Source organism: Rhodococcus koreensis, from assembly GCF_900105905.1.
Classification (GTDB): domain Bacteria; phylum Actinomycetota; class Actinomycetes; order Mycobacteriales; family Mycobacteriaceae; genus Rhodococcus_F; species Rhodococcus_F koreensis.
The window spans coordinates 3,600,883-3,619,448 of the sequence record NZ_FNSV01000005.1; the positions used below are offsets into that span (position 1 = coordinate 3,600,883).

Here is an 18,566-nt window from a genome sequence, read left to right on the forward strand (position 1 = left end):
CTCGACGGCGTCAAACCTGCCTGTCAGAATACGGGAGCCACAACCGACCTCGCGGTAGTTTTCGCCAGTTCTCGGCCCGAGTCAGACCCTCACCACGCCCGACAAGACCCCCGCCCGAAGCTGCGACGGGCGAGCACGAGCCACACGATGGGCAGGAAGACGAGCGGGGGGACGCGGACCAACGCGACCCACAGGATCGCGGCGAGGATGGCCACCACGAACACGAGTACCCGCAGCGCCGCCGCCTCCCGCCCGGGGTCGCGTCGCACGCGCACCCGTTCGGGTTCGGGCGTGAAGCGCTGCTTGTCCGGAAGATCCGCGAACAGCGGCACGAGGTCGCCGGCGGTCTTGGCGAGGTACGCCGCCCGCACCCGGGCGTCGAACTCGTCGGTCTCGAGCCGTCCGGCTGCGAAATGTTCGGCGAGTGCCGCCGCTGCTTGCTCCCGCTCCACGGTCCCGATGCGGACTCCGCCAGGAAGGGGTGGCTGTGGATGACTGATGTCGCTCATGTCGTCGCCTCGCGCCTGGTTTGTAACACTGTAATCCTAGCCACAGTGTAGGCCTTCTATTCCTGGTCGCGCCCGTGGAAACCTTGCCGGCGCTGTTCCTCCGCGCGTTCCCGGCACCGCCGCACGAACTCGGCTTCCTCCGGATCGGCGGGCAGCCGATCGCGCGGAATCTTCTGCGGCCGCCCGGCCACGAGCCACAGCACCGAGCCGACGAGCGGAAGCAGCAGCACGATCACCAGCCACCCCTCCTTCGAGAGGTTCCGGAACTGGTCGTCGTCGGTGGTGACGGCGTCGGCGAAGCACAGGACCCACAACACGAATGCGAGCAACGCGACGTACAGCATCGTCGTTCTCCTTGCCTGGCGCGCCCGAACACGCGGTGCGCCCAAGTCCATCGAACAACTGCTGCGGCATCGCCGCAAGAGCGAACCGCGGCTACAGCCAGCGGCCCAGTCGCACCAGGGATTCCCGGACCTCGGCCGTGGACCCGGCGAACGACAGCCGGACGGTCTTGTCTCCGTGGACGGTGTCGAAATCGATGCCGGGGGCCAGCGCCAGACCGGTGTCCTGCAGCAGCCGCGAGCACCATTCCGTCGACGTCGCGCCGTGGGATCCGCCGAGCAGGTGCCCGATGTCGGCGTAGACGTAGAACGCCCCGTCGGCGGGTGCCAGGTCGGTGATGCCCAGCTCGGGAAGTCCGGTGAGCAGCAACTCCCGGTTGACGGCGTAGCGCTGGACGTGGCCGTCGAGTTCGGCCCTCGATTCCTCGGTGAACGCCGCGATCGCCGCGTACTGGGAGATGGCGGGCGGGCACACCGTCATGTTCGACGCCAGCCGCTGCAACGGCCGGCGCAGCCCCTCGGGGACCAGCATCCAGCCCAGCCGCCAGCCCGTCATCGAGAAGTACTTGGACACCGAGCCGACGACGACGGATTCGCGGGACGTCTCCCACGAGCTGGTCATCGCCTGATCGCCGTATCCGATGCCGTGGTAGATCTCGTCGGAGATCAGCAGCGTCCCGTGGGCGTCGCACCAGCGGGCGAGGGCGGCCAGTTCGCCGGGGTCGATGACGGTGCCGGTGGGGTTGGCGGGGCTCGCGACGATCAGTCCGGCGGGCGGCTCGGGCAGGGCGTCGAGCATCGCGACCGTCGGCTGGAACCGGGTGTCGGCTCCGCAGTCGATCTCGATGACGTTGCAGCCGAGGGCGGCGAGCGTGTTCCGGTAGGCCGGGTAGCCGGGGCGGGCCACCACGACGGTGTCGCCGACGTCGAAGGCGGCGAGGAACAGCAGCGTGAATGCGCCGGAGGAACCGGTGGTCACGACGACGTCCTCGGCGTCGACGTCGATCCCGGACTTGCCGGCGTGATATCCGGCGATCGCCTCCCGCAGCGGCAGGATCCCGAACGTCTCGGTGTAGCCGAGCAGGTGCCCGTCGAGCACTTCCCGCGTCGCGCGGAGCACCGGCTGCGGCGCGGGCGTGGACGGCTGCCCGGCCGCGAGGGTCAGCACGTCGCCGTGGGTGCGCTGACGTTCGGTGGCGGCCTTCCACACGTCCATCACGTGGAAGGTCTGGATGTTGGACCGCTGGGATTCGGGACGCACCCCATGACGCTAGCGTGACGCGCTCACTCCCCCGCCAACGCGTCCCGCTGCGATTCCACCGTCTCCCGGATCGCCCCCACCACCGCCGCGACCTCCGGTCGTCGCAGCGACTCGGGCCGCGCCACGAGCCAGTACGCCAGCGTGGCCTCGACCTGCCCGGGCAGCACCCGCACGAGGTCGTCGTGGCGGTCGGCCATGAAGCACGGCAGCAGCCCGATCCCAGCCGACGCCCGGGTGGCCTCGACGTGCACGAACACATTGGTGGACGTCACCGATTCGCGCATCGAGACGGTGAGGCGGCGCGCCAGGTCGAGTTCGTCGACCTGCAGCATCGAGTCGATGAAGTAGACGAGTGAATGATCGGCCAGATCATTCACTCGCGTCGGGGTGCCGTGTTCGGACAGATACGACCGCGCGCCGTACAGGCCGAGGGTGTAGTCGGCCAGCCACAGCGCCTCCGCCCGGTGCACCTGCGGTTTGCCCACGACGATCTCGATGTCGAGTCCCGAGCGATGCTGCGAGGCCCGGCGGGTGATCGCGACGATCTCCACGGACACGTCGGGGTGCCTGCTGCGGATCAGCGCGCCTGCGGGCGCCGCGATGTAGGCGCTGAACCCGTCGGTCGCCGACACCCGGACCACTCCCTTCAGGTGGTCGGCGCCGCCGGGTTCGGCGACGAGTCCGTGGACGGCGGCCTCCACGCGTTCGGCCGCGGTCAGCGCCTGCCGCCCGAGGTCGGTGAGTTCCCATCCGCCCGCGGCCTTCACGAGCACCCGGCCGCCGAGGCTTTTCTCCAGACTCGCGATCCGACGCGAGATGGTCGTGTGGTTGACACCCAGGTCGTCGGCGGCGGTATTGAAGCGGCCGGTCCGCCCCACTGCCAGCAGAACGAGGAGGTCGTCGGGGCTGGGCATGGCTGTTCCGGACGTCACTTCTGCATATTTGCACATGCGGGTTGCAGGTTGCGTCATTGTGTGCGCACAAATATGCATCAATACTCGGCAGGACCAATGAACTGTGCCCCCAGTCACAACAGGGTGCGGAGTGTGAAGAGGAGCGACAGATGAGCGTCGACGATACAGCGCACGTGAAGGAAGCCCCGCCGTCCGGGCTGAAGAAGGTGGTCGGCGCATCCATGGCCGGCACCGTCGTCGAGTGGTACGAGTTCTTCCTCTACGGAACCGCGGCGACGCTCGTGTTCAGCAAGGTCTTCTTCGCGGCCGGGGGCAACGAACTCGACGCGATCATCGCGGCGTTCGTGACCTACGCCGTGGGCTTCGTCGCCCGGCCGCTCGGCGGCATCGTCTTCGGTCACTTCGGCGACAAGTTCGGCCGCAAGCAACTGCTGCAGTTCAGCCTCCTGCTCGTCGGAACGGCCACGTTCCTGATGGGCTGCCTGCCCACCTACGGCCAGATCGGGTACTGGGCCCCCGCCCTGCTCGTCACGCTCCGCTTCATCCAGGGATTCGCCGTCGGCGGCGAGTGGGGCGGCGCGGTGCTGCTGGTGGCCGAGCACAGCCCCAGCAAATCCCGCGGCTTCTGGGCGTCGTGGCCGCAGGCCGGTGTGCCCGCGGGCAACCTCGTCGCGACCGTGGTCCTGCTGATCCTCACGACGACGCTGTCCGACGAGTCCTTCCTCAGCTGGGGCTGGCGTGTGGCGTTCTGGTTGTCCGCCGTCATCGTCCTCGTCGGCTACTACATCCGCACGAAGGTGACGGACGCGCCGATCTTCATCCAGGCGCAGAAGGAAGCGGAGCACATCAAGGAGACGTCGTTCAGCGTCTTCGAGGTGCTCAAGCGTTACCCCCGCGGCGTGCTGACGGCGATGGGCCTGCGCTTCGGTGAGAACGTCATGTACTACCTGGTGGTCACGTTCTCGATCACGTACCTCAAGGTGGTCGTCCACACGGACACCGCGCAGATCCTCTGGTGGATGCTGATCGCCCATGCCGTGCACTTCGCGGCGATCCCGCTCGTCGGGCGGCTCTCCGACACCATCGGCCGCCGTCCCGTCTACATGATCGGTGCGCTGACCGCGGGCACGTGGGGCTTCTTCGCCTTCCCGATGATGAACAGCGGGCACAACGCCGTCATCCTTGCGGCGATCATCATCGGACTGGTGTTCCACGCGTTCATGTACGCCGGTCAGCCGGCGATCATGGCCGAGATGTTCCCGACCCGCATGCGGTACTCGGGTGTCTCCCTCGGCTACCAGGTGACGTCGATCGTGGCGGGTTCGCTGGCGCCGATCATCGCGGCCAGCCTGCTCAGCAAGTACGACTCGGCCGTTCCGATCGCGATCTACCTGGCGATCGCCTGCCTGATCACCGCCGTCGCCGTCGTCGTCGCCCGGGAGACCAAGGGCATCTCGCTCGAGTCGATCGACGCGGCGGACGCGCAGATCCTCGCCGACGAGAAGGCCGCAGGCGCGAAGAACGAGGTCCCGGCATGACCGAGCAGAACCTGAGCGGGCGCACCGCGCTCGTCACCGGCGGCGCCAGCGGCATCGGCGCGGCCTGCGCCCGGGCGCTCGCCGCGCGCGGAGCCCACGTCACCGTCGCCGATGTCGACGACGTGGCCGCCAAGAGCCTCGCCGACGACATCGACGGAACGGCGTGGCACGTCGACCTCCTCGACACCGATCCGCTCACCGAGTTGCGGCTCGAGACGGACATCCTCGTCAACAACGCCGGGATCCAAACCATCAGTCCCATCGAGGAATTCCGCCCCGAGGACTTCCGGCGCATCCAGACTCTGATGGTCGAGGCGCCGTTCCTGCTGATCCGTGCCGCCCTGCCGCACATGTATGCGACGGGTTTCGGGCGCATCGTCAACGTCTCGTCGGTGCACGGACTCCGCGCGTCGGCGTTCAAGGCCGCGTACGTCACCGCCAAGCACGGGCTCGAGGGACTGTCGAAGGTGACGGCCCTCGAGGGCGGTCCGCACGGCGTCACCAGCAACTGCGTCAACCCCGGATACGTCCTGACGCCGTTGGTGCAGAAGCAGATCGCGGATCAGGCGCAGGTGCACGGCATCAGCGAGTCCGAGGTGATCGAGAAGGTGATGCTCACCGAGAGTGCGATCAAGCGACTGGTGGAACCGTCGGAGGTCGCTTCCCTCGTCGCGTGGCTCGCGTCCGCCGACGCAGGCATGGTCACCGGCGCCTCCTACACGATCGACGGAGGCTGGACCGCCCGATGACCTGGTGACGAAGCAGGCGTGCACCCCCGGATACTCCGGGGGTGCACGCCTGCTTCGACAGTGCTTCGACCTCAGGGAATGGCGATGCGGCCCTCGACCGCGGCCAGCCCGATGTCCTTCCGGAAGTGGCTTCCCGGCAGCTTGATCGCGGAGATCTTGGAGTACGCGTCGGCGCGCGCCGCGTCGAGGTCGGCTCCGACGCCGACCACGCTGAGCACGCGTCCGCCTGCGGAGACCACCTGGTCGTCGACGAGCTTCGTGCCTGCGTGCAGGACGCCGTCACCGTCGGCGCCGGTGATCACGTCGCCGGTACGCGGGGTCGCCGGGTAGTGCTCGGCCGCGACCACGACAGTCACCGCCGAGCCGTCCTGCCATTCGAGCGGCGCGACCCGGTCGAGCGTTCCGGTGGCCGCCGCGTTCAGCAGCTCCCCGAGCGGGCTCTTCAGCAGCGCGAGAACCGCCTGGGTCTCGGGGTCACCGAAACGGCAGTTGAACTCGACGACGGCCGGGCCGTCCTTGCCGATCGCCAGCCCGGCGTACAGCAGACCGCTGAAGGCGCTGCCGCGGGCGACGAGCTCGGCGGCCACCGGCTTCACGACGTCGTCGACGATCTGGGTCACGGTCTGCTCCGGCAGCCACGGGAGCGGCGTGTAGGCGCCCATGCCGCCGGTGTTGGGTCCGGTGTCGCCGTCGCCGACCCGCTTGTGGTCCTGGGCCGGCAGCAGCGGCACGACGGTCTCACCGTCGACGACGCAGAACAGCGACACCTCGGGACCGTCGAGGAAGGATTCGAGGAGGACGGGGTGGCCGTTCTCGAGCAGTTCGGCCGCGTGGTCGCGGGCGGCGTCCCGATCGGTGGTGACCACGACACCCTTGCCCGCCGCGAGGCCGTCGTCCTTGACCACCCAGTTGGGCCCGAAGCGGTCCAGTGCCTCGTCCAGCTTGGCGGGCGAGTCGACGATCTCGCTGTGCGCGGTCTTCACGCCGGCGGCGGCCATGACGTCCTTCGCGAACGCCTTGGAACCCTCGATACGCGCGGCGTCGGCCGACGGGCCGAAGCAGGCGATGCCTGCCGCGCGGACGGCGTCCGCGACACCGAGCACCAGCGGGACCTCGGGGCCCACCACGACGAGGTCGGCGTCCAGCTTCTTCGCGAGGGCCGCCACCGCCTCCCCGGACGCGATGTCGACCGAGTGCTGCTCGGCGATCTTGCCGATCCCGGCATTGCCGGGCGCGCACATCAGGGCACTGACACCCGGATCGCGAGCAAGGGCGAGAAGGAGGGCATGTTCACGGGCTCCGGAGCCGATAACGAGTACGCGCACGGGTGTCAGCCTACGGGCCGCGCCAGGCTGCGGCTCCGCCACCCGTGAGTACTTGTTAACCGCCGGCGGTTGACAATTACTCACGGGCGTCAGCAAGCTGCTCGATCCGCGGCGGCCAAGCCGAACACCAGAGCAGGTGCGATACCTCCGGTGTATGCGCGGTTGTAGAGTCCGCCGGTGTCCGATCCGGCGGCAAACAGTCCACTGATCGTGCCGCCCGCCGAATCGAGGACACGGCCGTGCTCGTCGATGCGGATGCCGTGGAACGGGAACGTCAGAGCCGGGCATGCCTCGACGAGGTAGTACGGACCCTCGTCGAGCGGGGACGAGTCGAACCTCCGCGGAGGCTGCCCGTCCGCACCCGCCGCGTTGAGAGAGCGGATCTGATGTGCGATCGCAGCGCCGTCGTAGCCCCACTCCTCGGGAAGGTAGGCGAACTCGTCCAGGTTCTCGGCGATTCCACACCGCCCACCCCGGCGCTGCGCGAGGTCGAACTTGTCGAGAGACGCGGCGCCTTCCACGTAGCTGCCGGTGATCCAGTCGCGGTAGACCCGAGCATCGGCAACGAGCAACCCTCGCGACTCGGGCTGCTCCAGCAGGTCCATCGTGGTCAGATGGTCCCCGACGGTCTCATCCGTGAAACGGCGGTTGTCGAGGTTGAACAACAGCGCGTGCTCGCTGTAGTAGAGCGAGAGTGCGACGAAATCGGACGGGTCGCGGAAGCGCACGCCCGTCGGTACGAGGTGGCCGTAGAAGCCGGACCGATCCGTCCCGGTCGCCGCGCCGACGGCCTCGGCCAGGCGAAGTCCGTCTCCCGCACTGGTGGGATTGGAGCGCAGTTGCATTTCGCTCGCCGCGGGGTGGATGTGCGCGGAGGCCAGGTCGGGATTCGCCTGGAATCCGCCCGTCGCAAGAATCGTCGCCGGGGAATGTATTTCACATTCGGTGCCGTCCGCGAGCCGGACACGCGCACCGGCGACTCCACCGTCCAGCGGGAGCAACGCGAGAGTCTCTGCACTTGTGTGCACCTCACCGCCGTGACTTCGGATTCGGCGACGACACTCGTCGATGTACCGGTTGGTGTCGAACTGATGCCCGGTGCCGTAGCGGAGTACGGTGACCGCGTCCGCGCAGTCGACGCCGAGGGACCGGATCCAGTCGATTCCGTCGGAGAACCCGTCGACCAGCGCTCGCCGCAATTCCGGATCACCGTCCGGGTTGACCTCGTCCATGACCTCGTGCGAAGGCGCGGTCCATGCGTATCCGGCGAACTGCGCGGACCCGCCGATCGCCGCGGACTTCTCGACGACGACAACCGATTTTCCGCTGGTCGCCGCCCGCGCGGCCGCAGTCAACCCGGCCATCCCGGCGCCGATCACGAGTACGTCGGTTTCGATTTCTGCCATCCAATTCTCCTCATCGCATGTGACCGAGCCGTTGTGTTACCACCGACACACTAACTCTTCAACTGAAGTCAGTTCAATAGTTCGGGAGATTGCCGAGCCGCGCGGCTCCGCGTCGTGCACGAATGTGATTGCCGACACACGAGTTCCCCTATAGCATCCATTGAACTGAACTCGATTCAAGGAGTGGATGTGCGGAAAATTCTTCTCACGGTCGGCGTGGTTCTCGCCACAACCTTGACCGCCTGCGGAACGCATGCCGGCGACGGCGATGCGGGTGGCCCGATCAAACTCGGTGCGTGGCTTCCCCTCTCGGGGCCACAGGCGTCGGGCGGTCTTCCGCAGGAGGCGGGCACCCAAGCGTTCTTCGATCAGCTCAATGCGGCAGGGGGGATCCACGGACGCCCCGTCGAGTGGACGCCGGTCGACAATGCCTTCGATCCGCAGCAGACGATTCAGGTGGCGCGACAGTTGGTCTCTCGCGACCGGGTTGTCGCGATCGTCGGCGCCAACGGCACGGCCACCACGGAAGCAACGTTTCCGTTCGTCCTCGAACAGAACAAGATCCCCGTGTTCGGGACCTACGGCGGCTCCGCCGCCTGGTACGACCCGCCGCGGGACGGGTTGTTCGGCAGCCAGACGCTCTACGAGAACCAGGCGCGCGCTGCCGCGCAGTGGGCACTTGACGAGGGTGCCAAGAAGGTCACGATCATCCGCAACGATCCGGCCGCGTTCGTGAATGTGGGCGCAGTCGCCACGACCGAGCTCGAGAAGGCCGGTGCGGAGGTTTCGACCGTGGAGGTCAAGCTCGGTACCACGGACTACAGCCCGTTCGTGTCCCAGATCCGTGCGGCCGCACCCGACGCGGTCCTCACGATTCTGCCGATCCAGGAGGCCGCCGCCTACCTCAACGAGATGGCGCTGCAGGGTGTGAAGATTCCCAGCTACGGCTACTCCCCTACGGTCGGCAACAGCCTGCTCGACCTGGCAGGTAAGAATGCGGACGGATTCCGCGCCGTGTCACTCACGCTGCCTCCCACCGCCGACACCCCGGAGGTCGAGGAATACCGTCAGGCACTGGCGAAGTACAAGCCCGGAGAGAAGCCCGATTTCTACTCGCTGGCAACCTACGGTTCGGCCAAAGCGTTCGCCCAGGTTCTCGCGACCATCGACGGCGAGATCACGTCCGAGTCCATCACCGACGCGATAGTCGCGAGCGGCACCCTCGACACAGGCGTCATGCCTCCGCTCACGTTCAGCGCCGACGAGCATGTCGGCACCCGCAGCGTGGTCCGGGTCCAGGTCGAGGACGGCAAGTTCGTCCCCATCGGCGACTTCGTGTCGCCGCAGTAGCACCGCAGTAGCACTGTGTCCCGCCCCTGAATTCAGGGGCGGGACACAGTTGTCGGTGGGGGTGGAGCTCAGACGGTGAATCGCCCACGGTTGCTGAGCAACACCGCACCGACGACGTTCCTGGCCTGTTCCGAGGCGAGGAACAGCACGTTGTCCGCGATCTCGTCCGGTGTCGCGTACGGCACCGGTGTGTTGTTGACCCACTGCATTTTCAGTTCTTCCGGTGTGCGAGCGGACATGCCGGTCTCCGTCGGTCCGGGAGCGACGAGGTTGAGCCGGATGCCGAAGGCCACGACCTCCTTGGCGACGGCCTGGCAGAAAGCATGGACGGCCGCTTTGGACGCCGCGTAGTGCGGGTACCCCGTCAAGGTGTCGAATGCCGAGGACGAGCCGATCACGACGATCGCGCCACCTTTCGGCTTCATTTCCCGCACTGCGGAGCGCACCACGTGAAATGTTCCGTCCAGGTTGACCGACATCACGCGGCGCCACCGTGCATCGGTGAGGTTCGCCGTCAGGTCGATCGGGGTGCCGGCGGCAGTCGCCTCCGTGATGATCTTCTTGGACTCAGGGTCGTCCACACCGGCGGCGTGTACGACGACGTCGAGCCGGCCCTCGGCGGCGACGACCTCCGCCATGGCGGCGTCGACGGCCGCCGGGTCCGAGACATCGACCACTCGGACGATCGTCTTCGGATCGTCGCCGTACCGACGGCGCAGCTCGTCGACCACGATGTCGACCACGTAGACGCGGGCAGCACCCTCGTCGACGAGCTGCGCGACAACGGCTGCTCCGATTCCTGATCCGCCTCCGGTTACCAGGGCTACTGCGCCGTCGAATCTGCCGTGTCCTGCCGTCCGAGACTTGTTCATCTTCTCCGTTCTCCTTTTCTCCGAGCCCGATCGATCCGGACGGCGATTCAGCTTCGCGGAACACCCACGGCCGTCACGGCTTTGGTACGAACACTTCCCCGATGTGCGCGGGGATCTCGGTACCGAAGTACGCCGCCTCCGCGATCTGACCGAATCCCGGCGTGCCGCTGTTGCCGCGCGCGACGACCTCACCTTGACGGAGAACAACGATCTCACTGCAGGATTCGAGCGCGCGGGCGAGGGACTGGTCGAGCAGGATGGTCGTGATGCCGCGACGCGCCAGAGCATTGACCTGCGAGTAGACCTCGTCGACCATGGCCGGGGACAGACCCAGCGCAGGTTCGTCGAGGATCAGAACCTCGGGGTCGGCCATCAGCGCACGGGCGATGGCGACCAGTTGTTGTTCGCCGCCGGACAGCGAGCCTGCCGGGATGTTCATGCGGGTGCGGACACGTTCGGGGAGTCCGTGCTGCAACTCTTCGAGCCGAGTGCGCAACCGGCGGCCGGAGATTCCTGCGGCGTACGCCGCGACCTCGAGGTTCTCGCGCACCGACAGGGTGCGGAACAAGGCACGTCCCTCGGGAACCAGGCTGAGCCGCAGCGCATCTGTGCCAGTGACCGTCCGGGTGCCGCCGGTCGAGTGCAGGTCGCCGTGCAGGATCCGGCCCAGGGTGCTCTTGCCGGCGCCGTTCGCGCCCACGATGCCGAGGATGCCGCCCGCGTGGACGTCGAGATCGATGCCGGACAACGCACGTACACCCGCGTAGTGGTGCTCGACCCCCCGCACGGAGATCAACGGCGTCGCCGCTCGATCGATGTCGGGTGCGATCAGTGTGGTGTCGATGTTTCCGAGATACGAGTCGCGGACCGTTTGGTTCTGGAGAACGGTGTCCGGGGTTCCATCGGCGATCAGCTCACCGAAGTCGAACGCCACCACCCGATCCGCGACGGCGAACAGATCGTCGAGGACGTGGTCGATGATGACCACCGAGGTACCGGAATCCGAGAGTCGGCGGATGTGTTCTGCGAGGGTCCGACGTTCGTCCGCGTCGAGGCCACCGAACGGCTCGTCAAGAACCATCAATCGCGGGTTGTCGGCCAGCGCCGCGACCGCACGGGCCAGATCGACCCGCTTCTGAAGCCCGAACGGCAGTTCTCCGGGGAGTCGGTGCACGTGGTCGGCCAACCCGACACTTGCGAGTACCTGCAACGCAGAGTCGCGATCGGCACGGCGCTCCCAACGGTTGACGACACTGACATTCTCGAGAACGGTCAGTTCCGCGAAAAGTTCGGCATGCTGAAATGTCCGGCCGAGGCCGAGCGAACGTCGACGAGTCGCCCGCACGCCGTTCAGCGGTCGGCCACCGAGTTCCATCGTCCCCTCGAGTTCACCGCCACCGATCAGGCCACACAGGGCGTTGACGAACGTGGTCTTGCCGGCCCCGTTCGGCCCGATGATCGCGAGCACCTCACCCGCACCGACGCGGAGATCGATATCGTGCACGGCCTGAAGACCACCGAATCGGACACCGAGTGCCTCCGTCCTCAGCACGGCCGCCTCGGCGGCATCGGCGGCATCGGCGGCATCGGCGGCATCGGCGGCATCGGCCCGCAGGTTCGCGCCCGATCCCGCAGTGTCGACGAGGTCGGGTCCCGAGAGGGACGGCGCCGGGCGGCCGAGTGCCCGGGTGACCGGGACGAATCGGCGCAACAGCTTCCCGGCCGTCGGGACGATTCCATCGGCGAGAAACAGCAGGGTGAGAATCAGGACACCCCCGATCAGGTAGGGCTGGTCGATCGACAGGGACGACGCCAAGGTCGGTGCGGACGCCAGGAACGCGCCGCCGAGAACGGCGCCGATCACACTGCCGGTCCCGCCGAGGACGGTCGCGGCAATCAGGTTGACCGCGAACACCATCGAGAAGCCCTCCGGGCTGATGAAGCCCGACAGCAAGGCGAGTAGCACACCGGACAGGCCCGCGACACCCGCACTGATCGCGAAGCCGAGGCTCGACTGCAATTCGGGAGCGATACCGATCGACCTGCCCGCCAGGGGGTGCGTCTTGGCGGCGACCATACGCATACGGATGGTCGTGCGGCGCAGGAACACCGACACCGCGATCGCGAGACCGAGAATTCCGACGGCCAGGTAGGTGACTTCGTCGGACGACGGAACGAGGTCGCCGAGCGCGGTCTCGAACGTCTCGACCGGCACTCCCTGGTCGCCGCCGGTGACGCTCTTCCACGCACCGATGATCTCGAGGATCACCAAGGTGAACGCCAACGTCAGAAGGGCGACGTACAGCACGGAGAAGCGGGAGCCGGCGAAACCGAGGAAGCCTCCCAGCAGTGCGCACAAGACAACGGCGACAACGGAGGTGAAGGCAAGTCCCCAACCGTTACTGCTGCCGTAGGCGGTTGCATACGCGCCGATCGCAACCATTGCGGGGTGCCCGATCGACCAGATACCCGTCCACCCGGCGAGCAGCGAGATGGACAGGACGATCAGTCCGTACACGGCAGCGAGTCCGACCGTGTACATCTGGTAGCCCGGTACGAGTCCGGAAGACAGCACCACCAGCGTGAGGAGCGCGGCAGCCGGGCCTCCGAGGAGCTGACCGGCGCTGTACAGCCGCTGGGCGGTGCGTCCGGTGGGCTGGGCCGAGATGTCTTTTGTGACCATGGATATCAGACCCTCTCGAAGGTTTGGCGGCCGAAGATGCCCTGGGGACGAATGAGCAGCACGAGCACAGCCACGCAGAAGACGAACGTGTCGCGGAAGCTGGCGGAGATATAGGCTGCAGCGAGGTTGTCCAGGACACCGATGATGAGCCCACCGATGACGGCGCCGTACATGCTTGTGAGACCACCGAGCAGGATGCCTGCGAAAGCACGGAACAACACGGGGGCGAGGATCACCGGCGACACCCCGGTTTTCGGGGCGTACAGGAAGACTCCCAGCACCGCCAGCGCCATGCCGAGAGCCCAGGCGGTCCGCGCGACCTTGTGCGCGTTGATGCCCATGATCTCGGCGGTCTCGGCAGATTCGGCGACCGCGCGCATCGCAGATCCGAGCGGCGTACGCGTGAAGAGGTACGCAATGGCCGACACGGCCAGCGCGGCGAGGACGATCGTGGCGATGTCCTGCAGCATCAGATTCGAGTTGCCGATCGAGATCGTGCCGTCGATGAGCTGCGGGAAGCGTCGCGGCTGCTCTCCCCAGTACTGGCCGATCAGATGCTCGACAATGATCGACAAGCCCATCGTGACGACGAGCGCGGCGAAGAGCTTTCCCTGCCCCAGTGGACGGATCAGCGCTTCCCGCACCACGACTCCGCTGAGGGCTCCGAAAACGACCGCGACGACCAGTGCGACGACGATGCCCACGCCGGCCCCGTATGCACTGAGAGCGACATAGATGGCGAGAGTGGACAGCGATGCCATTGCGAAATTCATGACGTCGGTCGATCGGAAGATGATGACCAATCCGAGTCCGATGAGACCGTACACGGCACCGTTGGCGATGCCGGTGGTCAAGGTGATGAACAACTGATCCACGATGCCTCCGAGGGCGGCCGATTCGAATTGAGTTGACTTCAGTTCAGTAACCTAAGGGACCGCGAGTGTGAGCGCAACCACACCGCTGCCCCCGTGAGTACTTGTTAACCGCCGGCGGTTAACAAGTACTCACGGGCGACAGCATGGCCTTCGGCGACGGCGTGTGCGACCTTGCGTGGGACGAGCGCATCGCCGATGACGTGTACGCGTGGGTTGTCGGGCGCGAGGAGCGACCAGTCGGCCGGGCGCCGCTCGCCGGCGACGACGACCCGGTCGGCGTGGAGGCGGGTCCTCGCCCCCGACAGCGTGCTCTCGAACTCGACCGAGCCGTCGGAGACCGAGACGATCGACGACAGCACGCGCACGTCGACCGGTTGGCCCGACAGCCGGCGCAGATACTGCACGCGTCCCTCTGCGGGAAGGCCCGACGCGAAGGCCGCGGCCGGCGTCAGGACCGTCACGAGGTCGGCGCCGGCGGCGAGTGCGGCTTCGACCGAACTCGCCGCGGGCCAGAGCCCGAATCCGTCGTCGACCACGACGACGTGGCCGGCGCCGCGCAGGGGCTCCCCTCCCCCGGCCAGTGCCTGCGACGTGAGCAGCGACGTCGTTCCTGCCGCTTCACGGGGCAGCGTCTCCTCGGCCCCGACCGCCAGGACCACGTCGTCGAAGCCCTCCAGCTCGGCGGCACTCACCCGGTGGCCCAGCCGGATCGTCACCCCCGACAGGTTGTCGGAGTAGTAGTCGAGGAGGCGACGCCAGCCGCTGCGGTGTGGTGCGCCCGCGGCAATCGCGAGCTGGCCCCCGATCCGGTCGCGACCCTCGAAGAGGGTGACGTCGTGGTCGGGTCCGAGCCGCGTCGCGCACTCGAGCCCGGCCGGGCCCGCACCGACGACGGCGATCCGGCGCCGGTCCGTGGACCGGCGCGTCGGGCCGAGGGTCAGCGGGTACGCCGGGCGTGCGGACTCGCCCGGCGGAGCGAGTTCCGGATTGACCGAGCAGAGCAGGACCGGGTCGAACGCCCGGCAGTCCTCGTTGCAGGACACGCACGGGCGGATCGAGGATTCCCGGCCGGTCAGCATCTTCCGCGGGAAGTGCGGGTCCGCGATCAGCGGTCGTGCCACGCCGACGAGGTCGGCACCCGACCGCAGGGCGGTGTCGATGGACGCACCGGTGCGGAAGGACTGTGACACGAGCAGCGGTGTCGCGGTGGCCGCGCGCAGCCGTCCGACCGCATCGAGCAGCGGCGGGTCGGTGACGGCCATGTCCCGGACGTAGGTGGTGCGGACGCCGACAGTGACGTTGACGTAGTCGAAGCCGGAGAGGTACGGAAGGAGCTCACACAGCCCGTCCATGCCGAGGCCGGCTTCTTCGCCCCCTTCTGCGGAGACGCGCACACCGAGGACGAGACCGGGACACGCGTCGCGGACCGCGGCCGCGATGCGGTCGAGGATCCGCACCCGCTGCGAGACCGTCGTGGCGTCGGGGCCGAAGTTGGTGACCGGCGAGAGGAACTGCGCCAGCAGGTATCCGTGGGCTGCGTGCAGTTCGACGACGGGGAATCCGGCGGACCACGCGTGAACAGCGGATGTGCGGAAGGCGTCGACGATCCCGTCGACTTCGGCGGGCCCGAGTGCGCGGGGACGCGTCGGTTCGCGAGGCGAGCGGACGACGGTCGGTCCCACGGGATGGCTCCACAGTTCGGCGCCGAGCGTTTCACGACCGAGGTGGACCAGTTGGCACGCCGCCACGGCCCCCTCCTCCGTGATCGCCCGTGCCCGGGCCTCGAGGCCTGCGACGATTTCCGGACGCCAGGCCTCGGTGATGTTGCCGTTGCGGTTGACCGAGTTCGGTGACACCACGGTGCCGCCGACGATCAGCATCGCGGCCCCGCCCGCTGCCCGGCGGCGCCAGTAGTCTGCGTCGCCGGGCGACGGGACACCGCCGGCGACGGCTCCCGAGGCGTGCGCCGTCCCGACGAGTCGGTTCGCCAACCGAAGCGGGCCGAGCTGCAGCGGCCGAGCAGCACGTGGAGACGTCATGAATGCTCCTAACTGAACTGGATTCACTTCACGCTAGCAGGTGATTGACATCACACGGTAACTTCTTTAGATTCAAACTGATATCAGTTCAATTTGAGGGGAATCATGTCGTTCGTTCTCATCCATGGCGCAGGAATGGGCGCCTCCTGCTGGGACCCACTCCTGCCGTTGCTCGAAGGCGACACTCTCGCAGTCGATCTCCCCGGACGGGGTAGACGCCGGTCCGCCGACCCGCGGTCCGTCACCCTCGCCGACTGCACCGCGGCCGTCGTCGAGGATGTGGAGGCGGCGAACCTCGAGGACATCGTTCTGGTCGCACATTCATTCGCCGGAGTGACGGCCACGCCGGCCATGCCGGCGCTCGCGGGCCGACTGCGGCACGTCGTCTTCCTCTCCGCCGTCGTCCCGGCCGACGGCACGCGAGTGCTCGACCAGATCGACCCGGACGTCCGCGCCACAGTGGAAGAGTCGGTACAAGGCGGTGTCTATCGCCAGGATCCCGGGGGCGCCACAGCGATGCTCTGCAACGACATGGACGCCGAGCAGACCGGCTGGATGATCGACCAGCTGGTCGACGACTCCGCCGCGTTACTCACCGAGTCCGTCGATCTGTCCGGCCTTCGGGCCGACATACCCCGCACATACGTACGGTTGACGAAGGACGCCTGCTATCCGCCCGAACTGCAGGAGCGATCGGCCGCCGTCGTCGGCGGCGATACCGTCTTTCTCGAATCCGGCCACATGGCCATGGTGACGATTCCCGATCAGGTCGCCGCGCTGCTTCACAGGCTCTCGTCGTAGGCCGTCGCCGCGCATTCGATCCCTCGCTCCGCAAAACAAATACACGGTTTCGCATCCGGCGAACCGATTCCGGAAGGACGTTCATGCCATGAGAAGTGTGCCGATAAAGCTGATGGCGGTCGCGGTGGTCGCCGCGTTCGCTTCCGCCGCCTGCGGATCCGGCGGGTCCGGTGTCAGTCAACCAGTGTCGGGGACGTGGGACGACGTCGTCGCGGCAGCCAAGAGCGAAGGCAGCGTACTGCTGTACTCGAGCCAGAATCCCGCCAATCTCGAGGCGCTCAAAGTGGCGTTCGAGCAGGAGTATCCCGAGATCTCCCTCGAATACGTCCGGGGAACGGACGCCGACATCAACCCGAAGGTCGAGGTCGAGAATCAGACGAAACGCGGCACGGCCGACGTCCACATGCTCACCGACTCCGCCTGGATCGAGACGGCCGCGGAGTCGGGCACGTACTCGGCCGACCTCGTCGGCCCGGCGTTCGACACGCCGGAGTACGAACCACAGAAGAGCATCATCTCCGACAAGTTCTTCCTGACCAGCGCGGCGGTGTTCTCCCTCGGATGGAACACGACAGCACTTCCCGGCGGCCTGCAGAAGCCGGAAGACCTCCTCGACCCGGCGTTGAAGGGCAAGATCGGCATCGTCAACCCGTCCGGTATCGCCTCCTACGTCGACTTCTACCGCTTCTTCGAAAAGAACTTCGGCCCCGACTATCTCCAGAAACTCGCCGAACTGAAACCGCGCATCTACCCGAGCGCGCTGGGAGTCGCCCAGGCCTTGACGTCCGGCGAGATCGTCGCCACCCCGGTGGTGCAACCCCTGGTGCGGGAGAAGGAATCGGGTGCGCCCGTCGACTGGGCTCTGCCCACGCCGCCGTGGGGAACACCCTGGTTCACGCATGCCCTGTCCGCGGCGCCGCACCCGAATGCGGCTCAGGTCCTGGCGAACTTCATGGTCACCCCGGCCGGCCAGAAGGCGCTGTCGCTCGGCTATGCGAGCGCCCTTCCCGGCATCGAAGGCAGCGTCGCGCGGGCCCAGGACATCGCACTGCCCAACCCGTCCGATCTGACGCCCGAATCGCTCACCGAATACCAGGCCGACTGGGAAAAGCGATTCATCCAGTGACTTCAGACGATGCGCGACTGCGTGACACCTGCGCTCTCGTCACCGGTGCGGCACGAGGAATCGGCGCCGCGACCGCGGAACTCTTCCATGCGCACGGCGCGACGGTGTACCTGTGCGACGTCGACGACGACCTGGGCAACAGCGTCGCGGCGAAACTCGGTGCGAGAGCCCATTATCGGCATCTGGACGTGACCGACGAAGCTGACTGGTCACGGGTGACCGCCGAGATGGCGGACCGCGGCCACCCGCTGCGTATTCTCGTCAACTCGGCCGGCGCCGCGTCCAAGGCGTCGATCATGGACACCTCGCTCGCCGAGTTGCGACGCATGATCGATCTCAACCTGGTGGGCACGTTCCTCGGACTGCAGGCCGCGGGCGCCGCGATGACCGCAGGCGGGTCGGTGGTCAACCTGTCCTCGCTGCGCGGTGTCCTCGCGACCGCCGAACTCGGTGCGTACGGCGCGTCGAAGTTCGGCGTTCGCGCCCTGACCCGCGTTGCGGCGCTGGAGTTCGCGGAGAAGAACATCCGGGTCAACGCGGTGTGCCCGGGCAGTATCGACACGGCCATCACCGCGGGCGCAGGTTTCGCCGACGACGACGTGGATGCGTATGTGAAAAGCATTCCGATGCAGCGCCGGGGTCTGCCGCTCGAGGTGGCGAAGGCCATCCTGTTCCTCGCGGGCGACGAGAGCAGCTACGTCACCGGCACCGACCTCATGATCGACGGTGGAACGTCGGCGGGCGCCAGGACTCCCAAGCTCTCGTCGTCGTGACGGC

The 18,566-nt window shown here is 67.3% G+C and carries 16 protein-coding genes; 6 read left to right on the forward strand and 10 right to left on the reverse strand.

The genetic code is table 11. From position 1 onward, the window contains the following. Positions 1-89: 89 nt before the first annotated feature. From BLV94_RS20935 to BLV94_RS20950, 4 genes are all read right to left on the reverse strand, one after another. Positions 90-509 (reverse strand): DUF1707 SHOCT-like domain-containing protein, encoded by a 420-nt coding sequence (locus BLV94_RS20935; RefSeq protein ID WP_072942927.1) that lies wholly within the window; start codon positions 507-509, stop codon positions 90-92. A 56-nt stretch (positions 510-565) separates the two neighbouring features. Continuing rightward, positions 566-853 carry a PLDc N-terminal domain-containing protein gene (locus BLV94_RS20940; protein WP_072942926.1) on the reverse strand — a complete coding sequence of 96 codons (288 nt, stop codon included), beginning with the start codon at positions 851-853 and terminating at the stop codon, positions 566-568. Between the two features lie 91 nt (positions 854-944). Continuing rightward, a complete protein-coding gene (locus tag BLV94_RS20945; protein WP_072942924.1) occupies positions 945-2,111 on the reverse strand; it encodes a pyridoxal phosphate-dependent aminotransferase in 1,167 nt (388 codons plus the stop codon). 23 nt (positions 2,112-2,134) lie between these two features. Continuing rightward, positions 2,135-3,061, reverse strand: a complete 927-nt coding sequence (locus tag BLV94_RS20950) for a LysR family transcriptional regulator (protein WP_072942922.1) — start codon at positions 3,059-3,061, stop codon at positions 2,135-2,137. A gap of 113 nt (positions 3,062-3,174) precedes the next feature. Between BLV94_RS20950 and BLV94_RS20955 the strand changes: the two genes are divergently transcribed. Together BLV94_RS20955 and BLV94_RS20960 are read left to right on the forward strand one after the other, a co-directional pair. Continuing rightward, positions 3,175-4,563, forward strand: a complete 1,389-nt coding sequence (locus tag BLV94_RS20955; protein ID WP_072942920.1) for an MFS transporter — start codon at positions 3,175-3,177, stop codon at positions 4,561-4,563. Beyond that, the gene (locus BLV94_RS20960) at positions 4,560-5,312 is read left to right on the forward strand and encodes a 3-hydroxybutyrate dehydrogenase (protein ID WP_072942918.1); all 753 of its coding nucleotides are present in this window, start codon (positions 4,560-4,562) and stop codon (positions 5,310-5,312) included. The genes BLV94_RS20955 and BLV94_RS20960 overlap by 4 nt, the downstream gene beginning before the upstream one ends. Positions 5,313-5,383: 71 nt before the next feature. Here BLV94_RS20960 and purD read toward each other — a convergent pair whose 3' ends face one another. Both purD and BLV94_RS20970 read right to left on the reverse strand, forming a co-directional pair. Continuing rightward, positions 5,384-6,637 carry a phosphoribosylamine--glycine ligase gene (purD, locus tag BLV94_RS20965; RefSeq protein WP_072942916.1) on the reverse strand — a complete coding sequence of 418 codons (1,254 nt, stop codon included), beginning with the start codon at positions 6,635-6,637 and terminating at the stop codon, positions 5,384-5,386. 89 nt (positions 6,638-6,726) lie between these two features. Continuing rightward, positions 6,727-8,043: an FAD-dependent oxidoreductase gene (locus tag BLV94_RS20970; protein ID WP_072942914.1), complete on the reverse strand. Its 1,317-nt coding sequence runs from the start codon at positions 8,041-8,043 to the stop codon at positions 6,727-6,729. 189 nt (positions 8,044-8,232) lie between these two features. Here BLV94_RS20970 and BLV94_RS20975 point away from each other — a divergent pair, with 189 nt between their 5' ends. Continuing rightward, on the forward strand, positions 8,233-9,393 hold the full coding sequence (locus BLV94_RS20975) for an ABC transporter substrate-binding protein (RefSeq protein ID WP_072943157.1): 1,161 nt from the start codon (positions 8,233-8,235) through the stop codon (positions 9,391-9,393). Between the two features lie 68 nt (positions 9,394-9,461). Here the strand turns inward: BLV94_RS20975 and BLV94_RS20980 are convergent, their stop codons facing one another. The 4 genes from BLV94_RS20980 to BLV94_RS20995 form a co-directional block, all read right to left on the reverse strand. Then, positions 9,462-10,265 (reverse strand): SDR family NAD(P)-dependent oxidoreductase, encoded by an 804-nt coding sequence (locus BLV94_RS20980; RefSeq protein ID WP_072942912.1) that lies wholly within the window; start codon positions 10,263-10,265, stop codon positions 9,462-9,464. Positions 10,266-10,338: 73 nt separating this feature from the next. Next, entirely contained in the window at positions 10,339-12,948 is a 2,610-nt protein-coding gene (locus BLV94_RS20985) for a branched-chain amino acid ABC transporter ATP-binding protein/permease (RefSeq protein ID WP_072942910.1), read from the reverse strand. 5 nt (positions 12,949-12,953) lie between these two features. After that, positions 12,954-13,823, reverse strand: coding sequence for a branched-chain amino acid ABC transporter permease (locus BLV94_RS20990; RefSeq protein WP_072942908.1), 870 nt, complete (start codon positions 13,821-13,823; stop codon positions 12,954-12,956). 104 nt (positions 13,824-13,927) lie between these two features. After that, complete coding sequence (locus BLV94_RS20995) at positions 13,928-15,862, reverse strand: oxidoreductase (protein WP_072942906.1); 1,935 nt, start codon at positions 15,860-15,862, stop codon at positions 13,928-13,930. 105 nt (positions 15,863-15,967) lie between these two features. Here BLV94_RS20995 and BLV94_RS21000 point away from each other — a divergent pair, with 105 nt between their 5' ends. The 3 genes from BLV94_RS21000 (at position 15,968) to BLV94_RS21010 (ending at position 18,562) form a co-directional block, all read left to right on the forward strand. Continuing rightward, positions 15,968-16,663 carry an alpha/beta fold hydrolase gene (locus BLV94_RS21000; RefSeq protein WP_072942904.1) on the forward strand — a complete coding sequence of 232 codons (696 nt, stop codon included), beginning with the start codon at positions 15,968-15,970 and terminating at the stop codon, positions 16,661-16,663. An 88-nt stretch (positions 16,664-16,751) separates the two neighbouring features. Then, the gene (locus tag BLV94_RS21005; RefSeq protein WP_072942903.1) at positions 16,752-17,789 is read left to right on the forward strand and encodes an ABC transporter substrate-binding protein; all 1,038 of its coding nucleotides are present in this window, start codon (positions 16,752-16,754) and stop codon (positions 17,787-17,789) included. Beyond that, positions 17,786-18,562 carry an SDR family NAD(P)-dependent oxidoreductase gene (locus BLV94_RS21010; protein ID WP_072942901.1) on the forward strand — a complete coding sequence of 259 codons (777 nt, stop codon included), beginning with the start codon at positions 17,786-17,788 and terminating at the stop codon, positions 18,560-18,562. The genes BLV94_RS21005 and BLV94_RS21010 overlap by 4 nt, the downstream gene beginning before the upstream one ends. The last annotated feature ends 4 nt before the right edge of the window (positions 18,563-18,566 follow it).